Source organism: Microcoleus sp. CZ3-B2 (genome assembly GCF_036705055.1).
Taxonomy (GTDB): Bacteria; Cyanobacteriota; Cyanobacteriia; order Cyanobacteriales; family Microcoleaceae; genus Microcoleus.
On the sequence record NZ_JAUBTN010000029.1, the window covers coordinates 12210 to 28080 of the forward strand.

The 15871-nt window shown below is 47.0% G+C and carries 12 protein-coding genes; 7 read left to right on the forward strand and 5 right to left on the reverse strand.

Annotated elements, in window-relative coordinates:
• Positions 1-293 precede the first annotated feature (293 nt).
• Positions 294-2837, forward strand: a complete 2544-nt coding sequence (locus QUA97_RS14955; protein ID WP_194067375.1) for a DUF3769 domain-containing protein — start codon at positions 294-296, stop codon at positions 2835-2837.
• A 124-nt stretch (positions 2838-2961) separates the two neighbouring features.
• Positions 2962-3630 (forward strand): hypothetical protein, encoded by a 669-nt coding sequence (locus tag QUA97_RS14960; RefSeq protein WP_333090684.1) that lies wholly within the window; start codon positions 2962-2964, stop codon positions 3628-3630.
• A gap of 566 nt (positions 3631-4196) precedes the next feature.
• Here QUA97_RS14960 and QUA97_RS14965 read toward each other — a convergent pair.
• Together QUA97_RS14965 and QUA97_RS14970 are read right to left on the reverse strand one after the other, a co-directional pair.
• Positions 4197-4709 (reverse strand): phycobiliprotein lyase, encoded by a 513-nt coding sequence (locus tag QUA97_RS14965; protein ID WP_333195098.1) that lies wholly within the window; start codon positions 4707-4709, stop codon positions 4197-4199.
• A 95-nt stretch (positions 4710-4804) separates the two neighbouring features.
• Positions 4805-5182 (reverse strand): hypothetical protein, encoded by a 378-nt coding sequence (locus tag QUA97_RS14970; protein WP_194067378.1) that lies wholly within the window; start codon positions 5180-5182, stop codon positions 4805-4807.
• A gap of 225 nt (positions 5183-5407) precedes the next feature.
• On the opposite strand from QUA97_RS14970, the gene QUA97_RS14975 reads away from it, so the two are divergent.
• Complete coding sequence (locus QUA97_RS14975) at positions 5408-7642, forward strand: hypothetical protein (RefSeq protein ID WP_333195100.1); 2235 nt, start codon at positions 5408-5410, stop codon at positions 7640-7642.
• Between the two features lie 421 nt (positions 7643-8063).
• On the opposite strand, the gene QUA97_RS14980 is transcribed toward QUA97_RS14975, so the two are convergent.
• Entirely contained in the window at positions 8064-9473 is a 1410-nt protein-coding gene (locus tag QUA97_RS14980) for a (Fe-S)-binding protein (protein ID WP_333195102.1), read from the reverse strand.
• Here QUA97_RS14980 and QUA97_RS14985 point away from each other — a divergent pair.
• On the forward strand, positions 9455-9580 hold the full coding sequence (locus QUA97_RS14985; RefSeq protein WP_255515858.1) for a hypothetical protein: 126 nt from the start codon (positions 9455-9457) through the stop codon (positions 9578-9580). The two genes, QUA97_RS14980 and QUA97_RS14985, sit on opposite strands and share 19 nt — an antisense overlap.
• Before the next feature lie 206 nt (positions 9581-9786).
• Here the strand turns inward: QUA97_RS14985 and QUA97_RS14990 are convergent, their stop codons facing one another.
• A complete protein-coding gene (locus QUA97_RS14990) occupies positions 9787-11205 on the reverse strand; it encodes an FAD-binding oxidoreductase (RefSeq protein ID WP_194067381.1) in 1419 nt (472 codons plus the stop codon).
• A gap of 84 nt (positions 11206-11289) precedes the next feature.
• Here QUA97_RS14990 and QUA97_RS14995 point away from each other — a divergent pair, with 84 nt between their 5' ends.
• The 3 genes from QUA97_RS14995 (at position 11290) to QUA97_RS15005 (ending at position 14446) form a co-directional block, all read left to right on the forward strand.
• A complete protein-coding gene (locus tag QUA97_RS14995; RefSeq protein ID WP_333195103.1) occupies positions 11290-12765 on the forward strand; it encodes an ATPase domain-containing protein in 1476 nt (491 codons plus the stop codon).
• A gap of 176 nt (positions 12766-12941) precedes the next feature.
• Positions 12942-13313 (forward strand): response regulator, encoded by a 372-nt coding sequence (locus QUA97_RS15000; protein WP_333195105.1) that lies wholly within the window; start codon positions 12942-12944, stop codon positions 13311-13313.
• Positions 13310-14446 (forward strand): ATP-binding response regulator, encoded by a 1137-nt coding sequence (locus QUA97_RS15005; RefSeq protein ID WP_194067384.1) that lies wholly within the window; start codon positions 13310-13312, stop codon positions 14444-14446. Before QUA97_RS15000 ends, QUA97_RS15005 begins: the two co-directional genes overlap by 4 nt.
• A gap of 468 nt (positions 14447-14914) precedes the next feature.
• Here the strand turns inward: QUA97_RS15005 and QUA97_RS15010 are convergent, their stop codons facing one another.
• Positions 14915-15769 (reverse strand): DALR anticodon-binding domain-containing protein, encoded by an 855-nt coding sequence (locus QUA97_RS15010; RefSeq protein WP_194067385.1) that lies wholly within the window; start codon positions 15767-15769, stop codon positions 14915-14917.
• Between the last annotated feature and the right edge of the window lie 102 nt (positions 15770-15871).

Below are 15871 nucleotides of genomic sequence, written 5' to 3' on the forward strand. Positions count from 1 at the left end.
CAAAACTTGACCTCGCACCACCAGCGAGGTTATCTTGTGGCAAAACAAACCCGTTTGCTAGGAAATATTCGCTGATTCCCGCGAAACATCTAGTAAGCAACCAAGTTTATAAAGATGAGCCAGCTAACAACTCCGCGCAGCAAAAAAATTTAGCTTAACTTTGAAACGCTGGCTGTTAAGTGCGAAAATTTGGACGATCGATTCTCAGCTATAAAAAACCTCTAAAATCTAAAATCTAAAATCTAAAATCTAAAATCTAAAATCTAAAATCGGATGACTCACCTGTTGTAACTATGCCATATCCGGTACCGCCGCCCGAACCACCTGCCATCATCTACATCGCGAAACCAAAGAAAGCAGCCCTAACTGTCGCAGCCAGTGATGGAGACACCCCCAGCAACTCCGTAGAAACACCGGAACCAAGTTCAGAAATCGTTCAGCCACCCCAGCAACCGGCCCAAGTAGAAGAAGCAGCAGTCCTCGATACCCCCCCAGCCAGCAACCAACAGCCTCCAGAAATCGCACACCCTCCAGCCATAGTCGAAAGCGACGAAGCAGTAGCGGGATTTGGGCACCCGGTTGCTGCGGAAAAACCCGAAACTCCAGCAGCTAAGCAAGATTCCTCATTTACTGCTTACCAGTTAGGTTCGGTAGAAAATGCTGTGGCAGCTCGGAATCGCCAAAAAATAGTAGGGGAGCAGAGAAAAGAGGACAAGAATGCGCTAAAACCGCAAGAAAGTTGGTATCAGGCCCAAGGCCGACAGTTAGAAGAGAACGCTCCCGTACCAACAGAGATTCCCGTTCCAGAACCCGCGCCAGAACAGCCTCCCACCGAGCAGCAACAGTTCGAGATTCCCACACCAGGAACCGCCCCCGCACCAAGAACCGCCCCCAAACCCGCAACAAGAGAGCCCAAACCAAAGCCCAAACCAGCCGCGCCGGGAGTCCGCACCGCACCATCTCAGCGGACGGTGCCTTTTCCGGTGAGTCCGGCCGATACCATCGAAATTAAGGCCGACCGCCAAGAATTTGACGACAAGCAGCAAATTGTCACGGCGGTTGGTAATGTTGTGGTGCGGTTCCGGCAAACTGTGATAGATGCCGATCGCGCGATCGTCAACCTAGTCACCCGCCAAGTGGTAGCATCAGGCAACGTCGCCTATAGTCGCGGCCAACAAGTAGTCCGCGGCCAGCAGATGGAATTCAATCTCGGCCTCAACTCCGGCGCAGTCGAACAAGCAAGTGGCGAAATATTCCTGCCCGCAGCAGGTAGCGAATTAACGCCCACACTACCCACAGATATTAGTGCCGGAACCATTCTCGAACAGCCTCTGAGCGATCGAATTACCAGCCAGCAGCCCCTGCGCCAAGTCAAATCCCCAGGAGCGGCCAGCGTCACCATCGGCGGCGGCGGACAGCTAGCAGCCCCCCAAGTTGTCGGCGCAGTCAACCGCATCCGCTTTGAAGCAGAACGCCTCGAACTTCTGCCCAACGGCGCCAGAGTCGCAACCAACATTCGGATTACTAACGACCCGTTTTCCCCGCCAGAATTTGAATACAGGGCGCGGAGGGCGACGATTAGAAGCATTTCGCCCACGGCTGAAGAATTAGTCACAAATTCGCCCCGCTTAGTATTTGACAACCGCATCAAAATACCCGTGTATCCCCGCAGACAAGTGTTTGACAGCCGACAGCAGAACGGCCCTTGTTTGACCTTTGGCTACGACGGCGGGGACAGGGGCGGTTTGTATGCCGAGTGCGGTTTTCAGGTGTTGCAAAACGGGCCGGTGCGGCTCACCCTGACACCACAAATATACCTTCAGCGGGTCGTGGCAGATCACGGCGGCAATCCGTTTTTTCCCGACAGCTACGGACTCAAAGCGAAGTTGACCTCTAGGCTAGGCCCTCGTACCAATATCGAAGCCTCGGCGATATTTCTGAGTTTCGAGGATTTCCCGAATTTGCCAGAAGACAGCTTTCGGGGCAATGTGCGCCTGCTGCAGTCGATCGGCACTCACTCTCTAGCGGCAGAATACAGTTACCGCGATCGACTGTTTAACGGCTCTCTGGGCTATCAAACCGTGCAGAGCAGCCTCGGGGCAGTCCTCACTTCCCCCGTCATCCCACTCGGCAGCACAGGCATCAATCTCAGCTATCAAGCCGGGTATCAATTTATCAATGCTGACACCGATAGACCAGACTTGCTCGAACCAGTGCGCGAAAACAACCGCATCGATTTAGGCCGCGCCCAAGCCAGCTTCGCCTTGAGCCGCGGCTTCAACCTGTGGGAGGGTAAAGCGCTACCCCGCACTCCCACCCAGGGTTTGAAGTACACGCGCAACCCAGTGGTTCCTTTCTTGCAACTAGCCTTGGGAGTCCGGGGAGTTGGCACTTATTACAGCAGCGGCGACACACAAAACTCGATCGCCAGCAGCGTCGGCATTCAAGGGCAGTTCGGCCATTTCTCCCGCCCTTTCCTCGACTACACTGGATTTAACGTGACTTACACTCAGGTAGCGCGGGACGGCATATCGCCTTATTTGTTCGATCGGCTAGTAGATTTGAAAGTCCTATCTTTTGGACTTGTCCAGCAAGTTTACGGAGGATTTCGAGTTGGCTTTCAAACAGCTATTAATTTAGAGAGCAAGGAAGCAATCAGTACGAACTACACTTTAGAATACAGCCGTCGCAGCTACGCAATTATTTTGCGTTTTAATCCTGAACGTCAAGTCGGCAGCCTGACTTTTAGAATTAGCGACTTCAATTGGAACGGCACTCCCCAACCTTTTTCTGGAGACGTGAAAACAGTAGAAGGAGGCGTGCGTTTATCCGATTAATTCAATTGGCTAATTGGGAATTGGTCAAACAGGGTATTTGGAACCAACAGTTAACAGACAACAGTCAACAGTCAACAGTCAACAGTCAACAGTCAACAGACAACAGACAACGAACCAATAACAAATGATAGAAGTGACGGCAATATCTGCACAAGCAGCGGCTCTGCTGGTTCACTACGGCTTTGACCTAGGTGGCAAAAAAGCCGAAAAATTGGCGGGTGAATGGCTGACCAAGTACCCCGGCTACTGGCTGCGTTTAGCAGTGGTTGAAGCGCTTTATCAAGGGCGCTACAAAGCTGTTTCTGTCGATCAGCTATTGAGTATGTGGCACCGGATAGGAGAACCGCTCTATCATTTTAATCGCGAGTTTGAACGCTTAGTCTGCAACAATTTTCCTCAAGATTTAAACGTTGAAAAAGATCCTAAACTGCCGCAGGACGGTAGAGTTTTATCGATCCCCGCACCGGCAGTCAGTGTCGCAGAGTTAGATTTGCTTGCGCCGTCAGAGCCCGAAATCGATCGCGCGCCAGATGCAGAAGTCCCGAACATAGAAGTACAGGAAACAGAAAAATTACCCGATCGCGATCGTACAAAAGAAAATCAAGAAGTTGTAGTATATGAAGACCTAGCCCTTACCGCCCTCGCCGATAAAGCCGAGGTCGATCGCTTTTTACCCGACAAACCTGTGACAAAATCATTCCCAGTTGTCAAACACACTGATTTTCACACCAAGTTAAAAGCCATTGCCCTCAAAGGCCGAATCAAAAAGCGAGAAAGCAGAAAGAAAGTGTAAATTTTGGGCATTGGGCATTGGCCCGCGCAGGGCATTGGGCATCGGGCATTGGCCCGCGCAGGGCATTGGGCATACCTCATATCAAATCCGGTAGCATCGGAATGATTCAGATATATATTCTCGGACTCTGTGTACTCTGTGTTCTAATAAGGTTAAATCATTCCGATACAAGCGGAAACGATATCACTACGCTTGAGAACCGCTATAGCAGATTCATCAGTGGGGTAAATCTCTGATTCCTCAATTATCAGAAAATTGGGTTGAAAACCCCGTCCTTTGAGGACGGCTTTTTTCCATTTTTAAGTAAAATAACAAATCCATCTTCACAAATAAATATGGTAGAATAGATAAATCAGACAAGATGTAAAAACCTACCTCCGGACTGGGGGAAAGTCTACGCCCAAAACATTTTTGAGGAGATATGACTACGCAGCTACGCTGCAAACGTAGTCAGCGAAAGGAACCCACCCTTGCATGGGATATTAAGACCCAAATGTCTTAACAATCCTCGTGCCTTTAGGCCGAGGAGTGTCAATCAATTGTTCAATTCTTCAATCGACCGAAAGTTAACTTTTCGCAGTTACTCCCATCCGAATTTCCGAACAAAAAGATGCCTGTTGAGTACCGTTAGCTTGCTTAACAACGCTAGTCCGCAGCCGCAGATTGGGCATGAGATACCACAGCCTTTCTTCGGCGCGGACAGTATCTGATTCTGTAATCAATGTCAGCACATCGTCATCGCCCATCACGTAGCGACTGTTTCCTTTCTCCTGCAAAACTTGACCTTCCCTAGGATTGTCGGGATTGGGGACGATCGCTAATATTGTAGAACCAATTTGTTTAGCTTGGTTGCGATCGGGAATACCGTCCCAAGAAATCCGAACGCCCTTTAGCTGAGTTGAGGTAGGGTTAATCGAGTGTTGTTGGCAAAGTTTGACAATTGCTGCATCGCTAGCTGTCACCATTTCTATTTTGAGGTCAGATTTACCAGCCTGTAATTCGCCAGACTGAAGATTGTGTACGGTACGCTGGGAAAACCATTTACCTGCACTTAACTCAAAAAACTCGATAACATCCATAAAACTTGTCTCTAAACTTAAATACTTCTTTATTTTCGATCGCCACGGGCGTGCTATAAACTCAGAAACCCGGTTTCTACCTGCGTACCTAGCGGTTAAACCAATGATTTTAGCTGATAAACCAGGTTTAAGAGTGCAAGTGCCACTCTATATTTTAAAGGAATAGGGCGCGCCTGCAAAACTTTCCGGGATTTGGGTCCAGCAGATTGCAGGTTTGGTTGAGGTACGAAACCCCACCGGGCGACAGCAGGCTGATGCAGCCGAGTTGACAGAAAATTAGATTCGGCATCGTATGGCGCTAAAAAAGTCTGATTCGCGCATCCAATAGGATTGCGGTACCTTAAAAAATTGAGCTTTGAGAGTGTTAGCCGATCGACAATCATCATTCCCAGACCAGCTATATTAAGAAAAACAACGATATATGTCAGGTTTTGTCGATCGGTAGATTTGGCGCTGCAGAGTTGAATTTTCACGGGCTGCGGTTGATAGCAATCGCACTCATTAAAAATTCTCAAAGCAGACACGGACTCAAATACCAGCGATTCATTGAACCATCAGCCTCATCGAGGGCAGTAGCCCGGTAGCAAATAGCCTTCAAATATGTCATCCTAAATAAACGAGAAAAGATTCTCGAGCGAGTTTCCAGCAACGTGCAGCTAGCGATCGCATACATTTAAAAAAAAGACATCAGCAAATTTATGAGCGAGTTTACGGAAGGGCTGGACACAATGCAGTCTGCAGAACAGACACACTGTCTGGAAATGCTGCCAAATCAGCTAGCAGCGACTTCAGACTCAGAAAAATTATACAGCTTACTAACAGATTACAAATTTATTGAATCCAAGCTGTCAGCATCAGGAGTACAAGCCCTAATAGAAGATTATGATTTAGCAAAAGATCCTGATAATATCACCGATCCAAAAACCGAAAATCTCAAGTTAATCCAAGAAGCAATCAGACTTTCTGCCCACATATTAGCCAAAGACAAAAGCCAACTAGCAGCGCAACTAATTGCCCGCTTAATGCGCTTTGAAACCCCCGCAATCAACAAACTCCTAACCCAAGCAAAACAGCAGAAAAACCCCTGGTTGCGACCCCTAACGCCCAGCTTTACCCCTCCGGGCGGCAGATTGCTACGTACCCTCACCGGACATACAGACTGGGTACAAGCTGTAGCTGTTACCCCCGACGGCAAGCGGGTAATTTCTGCATCCTCAGACCACAATCTCAAAGTTTGGCACTTAGAAACAGGAGAAGAACTTTTCACCCTCAAAGGTCATCTTACCTACGTCAATGCTGTAGTCGTCACCCCAGACAGCACTAAAGTAATTTCCGGTTCTTGGGACAACACGATTAAAATTTGGAATTTAGCAACTGGAACAGAAATATTAACATTAGCAGGCGATACTTTTGCAGTAGAAGCAGTAGCAGTAACTCCCGACGGCAAGCGAATAATTTCCGGTTCCTGGGACGGCAGCATACAAGTTTGGGATTTGTCAACAGGGACAGTGATTTTCAACCTGAAAGGTCACAGCAGTTTTGTCCAGTCCGTAGCAGTAACTCCCGATAGCAAACAGTTAATTTCCGGTTCGGGAGACAACAGTATTAAAGTCTGGAATCTAGAAACAGGACAAGAACTTTTTACCCTCACCGGACATACAGATTGGGTGAAATCAGTAGCAGTAACTCCCGACGGTAAACAAATAATTTCCGGCAGTTATGATGGCACTATCAAAGTGTGGAGTTTGTTAGAAGAAAAGCTACTTTTCACTTTAGGAGAACACAGCAGTTTCGTCCAAGCTGTAGCAGTCACTCCCGATGGAAAACAAGTAATTTCGGCAGCCGGCGACAAAACCCTGAAAGTTTGGAATTTAGAAACAAAAGCAGAACTTTTTACTTTTACCAATCACATCGCGCCCGTGAATGCTGTCGCTGTTACCCCCGACGGGAAGCAGATAGTTTCTGGTTCATCGGACAAAACCCTGAAAGTTTGGCGCTTAGAAACAGGCAAAGAAAATTTATCACCTGCAAGTCACGATGACTGGGTAAATGCTGTAGCAGTGACGGCGGACGGTACTAAAGCGATTTCTGGTTCAGGAGACAACAGAATTAAAGTCTGGAATCTCAAAAATGGGCAAGAAATTTTTACTATTGGGGGACATCAAGATTGGGTAAAAGCGATCGCAATCACAGCAGATAGCCAGCGAATAATTTCGGGTTCCGGCGACAAAACCGTGAAACTTTGGGATCTAGAAACCGGAACCGCAATCTTGACTTTCAGGGGTCATAGAGACTGGGTAAATTCTGTAGCTGTTACGCCTGACGGAACGATGGCAATTTCTGGTTCTGGAGACAAAACTATTAAAGTTTGGAGTTTAGAAACAGGAGACGAACTTTTTACATTTTTAGGTCATACAGACGGGATAAAAGCTGTAGCAGTTACTCCCGACGGAAAACGGGTAATTTCGGCGTCCGGCGACAAAACTCTGAAAGTTTGGAGTTTGGGGAAAGAAAAGAATATTTTGAAAAATATGTGGAATTTAGCCGTCAAAAATCAACTTTTTACTCTCAAAGGTCATGAGAGTTTTGTGAATGCTGTGGCAGTTACAACGGATGGTAAATGGGCAATTTCTGGCGGGCGGGAACCAAATCTGAGAGTGTGGGATTTGTCAAGTAGAAAAGAAATTTTTACTTTGGCAGGTCATGGGGATGCGGTAACATCTGTGGCGACTTTGGGAAATAAGGTGATTTCGGTTTCCGATGACAATACTCTGAAAGTTTGGGATTTGTTGAGTCGAAAAATAGTTGCTAGTTTCAGGGGAGATAGTGCTTTGAAAGCTTGCGCTATTGCACCGGATGGGGTGACAATTGTGGCGGCGGAAGCTTCGGGACAAGTGCATTTTTTGAAGTTGGAAGAGGGAATTAGTCATTAGTCATTAGTCATTAGTCATTAGTCATATCGTTTCCGCTTGCATCGGAATGATTTAACCTTACTAGAACACAGAGTACACAGAGTCCGAGAATATATATCTGAATCATTCCGATGCTACCGGATTTGATATCATTAGTCATTGGTCATTAGTCATTAGTTGTTGTGCCGATCGCACTTTTGTTAAAATTTAAAAGTGCGATCGCCCGCAGGCCCAATCCAGTCTACAATTATTCCGGGTCAATTCCCATCGATCGCAGTCTTTCCGCTAAGACAGCAACCCAAAGTGCGATACTTCTCAATACAATAACCTATTCATCTTGCTCTCTCCTCTCTAACTCCGCGCCCTCAGCGCCCTCTGCGGTTCATCAAAAAAAATCTCATTCAGCATCAAAAACAGGGCAGACACCGCCCGCCCCAGCCAACTAACGCCTCTGCAACTTCACCCCACGAATAGAATAATCCAAAAGCTCGATCGGGTGCATCAAAGTAACAGCCTTCCCCTGCAACTCCAAATGCTTCTTAATTTGCATAGAACAACCAGGATTAGAAGAAGCAATCAACTCCGCCCCAGTATTCAGCAAATTCTCCACCTTCTGCACACCCAACTCATCAGCAATTTCCGGCTGCAACATATTGTAAACCCCCGCACTCCCGCAACATAAAGCAGCATCCACAGGTTCTTTTAGCTTCACACCAGGAATTTGTTGCAACAACTGGCGCGGCTGCAAACTAATCTTTTGTCCGTGCAACAAATGACAAGCATCCTGATAAACAATTGTCAAATCTCCCTCAATCAAAGGATTGAGTTTAGCCGTAATGCCCGCACTTGCCAAAAACTCCTGCACGTCCTTAACATTGGCCGCAAAATTCTCAGCTTTCTCCCGATATTCCGGGTCATCAGCTAAAATGTGACCGTATTCCTTCAAAGTGTGACCGCAGCCAGCAGCATTAATAATTACAAAATCAACATTAGTATTTTCAAAACTGTCAATCATTTGTCGCGCCAAAGATTTCGCCTGTTCAGCTTGTCCTTGATGTTCGGGTAAAGCAGCACAGCATCCCTGACTTTTCGGAATCACAACCTCGCAGCCGTTAGCCGTCAAAACACGCACCGTAGCCTCATTAACCGGCGAAAACAACAACCTCTGCACGCAACCTAAAATCACGCCGACTCGATAGCGTTTCTCCCCTTGTGCGGGAATAACTTCCGGTAAATTATCCCGGAAAGAATCAACCGTTACCTTCGGCAAAATAGATTCCATCGCCGCCAAGCGAGGAAATACTTTTTTCAGCAAACCTGTTTTACGAATTAGTTTTGGCAGTCCTAATTTTTGATAAACAAACAGCGGTACAAGCAAAAGCCGCAACCTGTGAGGATAGGGAAAGAGATTAAAAATCAGAGTACGAATTACATTGTCAGAAAAAGTGCGTTCTTGATTTCTAGTAACTTGGTGGCGAGTTGCAGAAATTAGCTTATCGTATTGAACCCCAGAAGGACAAGTTGTCACGCAGGCCAAACAGCCCAAACAAGTATCAAAATGCTGCGAAGTTGCTTCGTTTAAAGGTGCATCGCCTTCGTTAATTGCATCCATTAAATAAATGCGGCCTCTGGGCGAATCCATTTCTTTGCCGAGTACGCGATAACTCGGACAAGTTGACAAACAAAAGCCGCAGTGGACGCAAGTATCAATTAATTTCGGATCGGGCGGATTGTTAGCGTCGAAACCGGGAATTTCGAGAGTCTGCAAGTGAGGATTTTGGGCTAAAAAATTGCTGTCTTTGGCTGGCCTTAAATCGTCGCTGGGAATTTGAGATGTTTCTGAAGTTTGCATATTTGAAGGAAGAAGGAAGTTCGGCAACGAGCAATGTACGGGATGTAACGGATGTAACGGATGTAACGGATGTAAGTCCGTCGGAAGAGGGAAGAAGGAAGAAGTAATATAATGGGTTTGCTAAATCAAGAAAAATCTAACTTTTAGAGAAGTTTCTAGATAGGAAGTCTACATCAGTCAATTAAACACAAACTCTTCTCTTATTTTCTTCTCTTTTCTTCCTTTGCGCTCTTTGCGCCTTCGCGGTTCGTTTAAAAAAAAATCAGGTTCACAAAAGACTTAGAAATAGATTCAAAAAGGACGGTCGTCCTCACTACGAACCTTTTAATAGAAAGCGATTTGGACTAAAAATATTTTCCGGGTCAAACTCTTGTTTGATGCGGCGCATTAAATCGATCGCACTTCCAGTATAGCCCCAAACATCTAACCCTTGCTTGATATTGGTCGGCGCTGCCAAAACAGTCAAAAAACCGCCTTTAGCTTCGCACCCCCTGCGTACCTGCAACAGCGTATCAGCAGTCGCCGTCTCAAACCGCAAAACCCCCAAACCGCTGCCGGCATGAATCAAAGCGTCCTGTACCGGCAACTCATTAATTGCCTTGACAGCCTCCGACGGTCTGATGCCTATTTTACAAATAATTGCTGAATTATTGGCAGAATTCCAGATTGTTTCTGGCAATCTTTGCCATAATTGATCCTCATCATTACCGCCGCAGCTAGTACCTTGCAATCCCAACTTTTCGCCAACTGACCGCAAGCGGGCTGATTGTTGTTTGACGCTTTCGGCGATACTTTGAAACCTGACGATTAATCCCGAACCTTTACCCAAACTCTGTTTTTCTACTAACTGCGGCGACAGAAAATCAACTGCTGTCGGAGTCAAGGCAGAGGATAATAAGATTTGAGCAGCTTGGGCTAAAGCATTAGTTTCCCCAGTCAATATTACAGTTCCCGATGATTCAGGTAATGGATAAACTCGGAAAGTTACTTGAGAAATGATTCCCAAGGTGCCGTAAGCACCGGTAAACAGTTTCATCAAGTCGTAACCGGCGACATTTTTAACAACTCGACCGCCAGCTACGGCAATTTTACCGTCCGAGCGCACAAAGGTGATTCCCAACAACAAATCGCGCACCCCCCGATAGCGGTGCCGCAGAGAACCCGCACCAGCAGTAGCGACAATCCCGCCCAAAGTTGCCTGCTGCGGATATGCTGGATCGATCGGCAAAAATTGACCTGATTTACCTAAAATTTCCTGCAAATCGGCAAACTTCATCCCCGCTTCCGCAGTCACCGTTAAATCGCCCACAGCGTGTTCTACAAGGCGATTCAGGCGCGCTGTGCTCGCAGCCGCGAGTCCCCTGGCATCAGGAGATCCCCCTAAATCCCCCTTAAAAAGGGGGACTTTGACAACATCTTGCTCCCCCCTTGTTAAGGGGGGCTGGGGGGGATCCGGGTCTAATTTAACCAACCCCCCCCAATCGAGTTTGCTGCCACTCCCTGCCGGCAAGACGGCCCAGCGATTTTGCCGAGCACAAGCAATCACGGCCGCGAGTTCTGCCTGAGTATGAGGGTAAACAGTGCAGTCTATTGAAGTACCGGGGGCAATTGCTTTTTCTACCCGATTTTGCCAAACCGCCTCTGTGTCTTGCTGCAGACAGATGGCAGCAGTGCCGACAATATTTTCTAATTTTTGTGTGGTAACGTAATTTTCGGTAGATAAAGATTTCATCAAGGTTATCAAACGCCCGGTAAAAAAATAATTACAGCACTGCCTAAAACCATTAAATATTAATACTGGCCCGATATTCAAAACATGAACCAACAAATGTCTCAAAACCGACTTTCTGTAGGAATTGCCGGTCTCAACGAAGTGATTGGCGGCGGGCTGATTGCTCAGCGCTCTTATCTGGTGCGGGGCGGCCCTGGCACCGGCAAAACTACGCTGGGCTTGCACTTTTTGACCGCAGGTATGGCTGTGGGTGAAAAGCCCCTGTTTATTACTTTAGGAGAACCGGAAGCGCAATTGCGCGCCAATGCCGAAACTCTCGGTTTTGATATCGAATCGATGGCTTTCCTCGATTTGAGTCCCTCCTCGGAATTCTTTACAGAAATTCAAACTTATGACATTTTCTCCCCGTCGGAGGTTGAGCGAGAACCCACTACACAAAAGATTATCGAGCGAGTCCAAGCTGTCAAGCCTACTCGGGTATTTTTGGATGCGATTACTCAATTTCGCTATTTAGCTGCGGATGAGTTTCAGTTTCGCAAGCAAGTTTTGTCTTTTCTGCGGTTTTTGGTGGAAGGGGGGGCGACGGTGGTGTTCACCTCAGAAGGCACATTAAGTGCTCCCGACGACGATTTGCAATTCATCAGCGACGGAGTAATTTATTTGGAACTGCTGAGTGAAGGGCGCACTCTGTCTGTCAGCAAGCTGCGCGGTTCCAACTTCCGCAACGGCCGCCATTCGCTGCGCCTGACTCAGACTGGTATGGAGGTATTTCCGCGACTGCTACCGGACAACTATCAACAGGATTTTGTGGCTGAACCGATTTCTGCTGGGGTTCCTGAAATTGACGAACTGTTGCACGGGGGGCTGGAACGGGGGACTGTGACGGTGATTACGGGGCCTAGCGGTGCGGGTAAAACGACGGTGGGAATTCAGTTTATGAAGGAGGCGGCGGGAAGGGGGGAGCGATCGGTAGTTTACATTTTTGAGGAGTCAATTTCTACTCTGCTGCACCGCTGCGAATCAGTTAACATCCCGGTTGGCGCGATGATTGCGGGGGGAACTCTTTCGGTGATACCCGTGGAACCTTTGCTCTACTCGCCCGATCAGTTTGCTGCTATGGTACGCCAAGAAGTGGAGCAGGAAAAGACGCGGATTGTGATGATTGACAGTGTTTCTGGCTATCAACTTTCGATGCAGGGGCAAAATTTGGTGAACAATTTGCACGCTTTGTGCAAGTATCTCAAGAATATGGGAGTTACCGTGATCTTGATTAATGAGGTAGAAGAGATTGGTGGAGATTTTCGGATGACCGAGATCGGGATTAGCTATTTGGCGGATAATATTCTGTTGATCCGCTATCTGGAACGCCAACTGCATAATAGAACAGAAATCCGCAAGGCGATCGGAGTAATTAAAAAACGAGTCAGCAATTTCGAGAAAACTCTGCGAGAACTCGATATTACTCGCTACGGCATCAAAGTCAGCAAGCCGATACGGGGGCTGCGCGGCATTTTGAGCTCTGCGCCGGTGTGGGTTGAGGGGGAAGTGGATGAAGATTGAATCGGGGTTAAAAGGGTTCTGGGTCGATCTCAATCGGCGGTTTGGCGGTCGAAAATTTAGGCATTAAGTTGACAGACGACCTTGTTGATTGAGAGGGATTTTTCCTGAAGTACCCAGACGCTAACTTAAATATAAAATCTCCTACGGCATCAGCCTTATTCCGAGGAAGCTGACAGATGACTGGCAATTCAATAATTTTAGCAGTTGACCGCAATCAGCGAAACTTGCAGCTTTTAGCACAATTTCTTCACAAAGAAGGATACCAGATGCTGGCGGCTTCTAGCTTTGAAGATGTGGCGCGAGCGATCGGTCAGCCTGCTAAAATCGGGATGGCTTTAGTAGATATTTCTGGTTTCGATAGCCAGATTTGGGAATGCTGCGAACAATTGCGAAATCACCAAATCCCTTTTCTGATACTTTCGCCCAAACAAAGCGCGGCCATTGGGCACGAAAGCTTCTCCCGCGGTGCTCGGAGCATTTTGGTAAAACCTTTGATCGTTAGAGATTTGCTATCCGTTGTTCACAGCTTGCTAGGAGAATCTGCGTGAGTCGAATTTTATTGCTTGTAGAACAGAAAGAAAATCGCCGCTTGTTATTAGAATGGCTGGCAGTTTACTATGAAATATTGCTGCCCAATTCAAAAGAAAATATTGACGATTTTTTAGGGTTAAATCAATCTTTCGATTTGGGGATAATTGACGGTCAGGCTCTGAAAAACCACTGGCAATGGGTAGCTGCCAAAAAACAGGCAGAACACCCCCTATGTTTGCCTTTTCTTTTGATTACATCTCGCTCGGATGTAAAGATGGCAACGCAATTTATTTGGCAAACTATTGATGATTTAATTATTGCTCCGGTCGAAAAGATAGAATTGCAAGCGCGGGTGGAAATTTTGCTGAGATCGCGCCAGTTGTCTTTAACTCTCAAATTGTCTCACGACCAACTCGACCGCACTCTGCAAACAGCCCAAGAACTCAACGAGATGAAAACATCTTTGCTGTACATGATTGCTCACGACGTTCGCAATCCTTTGAACTTCATCCTCGGCACTACGCAAGTTCTGACTAAATACAAATCGACATTAACAGATGAGAAAACACAAGAAATGCTAGACAAAACTCAAGCAGCAGCAAAAAGCATCGATCGGTTATTAGATGACGTTTTGCTGCTGGGCAAAACTGAGTCGGGAAAAATGGCGTTTTGCTTGCTACCGCTAGACTTAACAAAGCTTTGTGATGAGTTGGTAGCGGAATTTCAGAACAGCCTGAAGTTGAAGCCGCAAACTGAGCCGGTGACGCTGGTTTTTGTGAATCACAGTCAATCGGCGATGGCTTGTTTGGAGGAAAGTTTGCTGCGGTGCATTCTCAGTAATTTGCTGTCAAATGCTATTAAATATTCTCCTCCTAATACTCAAGTAGTTTTTGAATTAAAAGTTACTGAGGTTGAGGTAATTTTTTCGGTACAAGATGCCGGAATTGGCATACCTTTGGCAGACCAAGAACGGCTGTTTGATTCGTTTTACCGGGCGACAAATGTGGGTATAATTCCTGGTACTGGACTGGGGCTGAGTATTGTTAAAAAATGCGTGGACTTGCACGGTGGCGAAATTGTGTTGAGCAGTGAAGAGGGTGTCGGGAGTACGTTTACGGTAAGGCTGCCGATCGCCAAAATTGAAGAATAGTAGATGATTCGGCGGTTGAAACCGCCAGCAAGTCAAACGATGTCGGCCGGAGGCGACTGGTGCGTAAAGGAGATTCAAAACCCGGATTTGCTATAACAATTAGCAACTAATAACTGATAACTGACAACTAGATGATTCGGCGGTTGAAACCGCGTCTACACAAACGATGTCGGCCTACGCCGACTGGTTCGTAAAGGGGATACAAAACCCATATTTGCTATAACAACTAGCAACTAGCAACTGACAACTGACAACTAATACTAAATCTAGGTAACATACCCCCTTGATGATGGAACCGCGAAGACGCTTTAGGCGAAGTCGCGCGTCAGCGATCTTATCGCGAAGAGAAGAGAAGAGAAGAGAAGAGAAGAGAAGAGAAGAGTAAACAGAAAAGTCAGAATATACAGGAGTTGGAAAGCTCGGATTTGGTATTAGTTATTATTCTGATACAACATTGTGTGACTGCAATCAAAGTTCTACGGGAGCAACGGCGTTCAATAATTCTTCTAGAATAAATCGCAGCAAGGATTGAGTTGCTAATATTAAACCCAGTCTGGCTTGGGCGAGTTTTGGTGTTTCTGTTTTAACTTCGCCCCAAATCCGACATTGGCTGTAAAAAGTCTGAAATGCTTGGCTCAAATTATTAGCTGTTTTGAGATAATTGACTGGTTTTTGTTGGGTGCAATTATTCTGAAAAACTGGAGATAAATTGTCTAGGGCTGTGATTAGTTGCGAAATTAAAGTACGATCGCCCGGATGTACTAACCGCAGTTGCTGGCTGCTGTTGAGCCAGGGTATGGGATTTGGGGCCGCCAGCGACCAAATTTGCGGTGCTGTACGGACATCGGGTTGGGCGATCGAAATTAGGCGATCGCGGTGGGCCATTCGCAGCAGGGAACAGCAGCGGGCGTGGCTGTATTGAATGGGAAACAGTCGATCGCCTGACACAACAGGAGATAATATGCGAGATTCGGGATCTGGGAGGGAATTTTGAGCTAAACGCTGCAACCAGAGGGCTAAACCTGCATCAGTCAGCTCCAGCTCAATTATGCCCCCCGGTGCGACTTTAACGGCAAAATCTGGCTCGCACAGCGGTTTGAGAGTTTCGAGCAACTCGGCGGCGATCGCCTGCGGTGTCTGTTGCCGAGTTTTAGCCAATTTCAGGGCGATCGCAGAGACGTACAGCACCCCGGCGCTATCTTTACCCCGATTTAACGGAATTTGTGCCAGTGTGTCCTGTTGGGCGATCGCGCCCTGCAATCTTAAGAGCAAAAAACACTTCACTGTAACTTCGGGGCACTGCTCCATATTTGGTGTATCCATATCGGCCCATCATTAGGTAAAAATTACTCTCTGAGTGTTACCGCTGGCGCTGTTGTTGTACGTTAAACTGCTGATATTACAGATGAGCGATCGGCTCGCCCT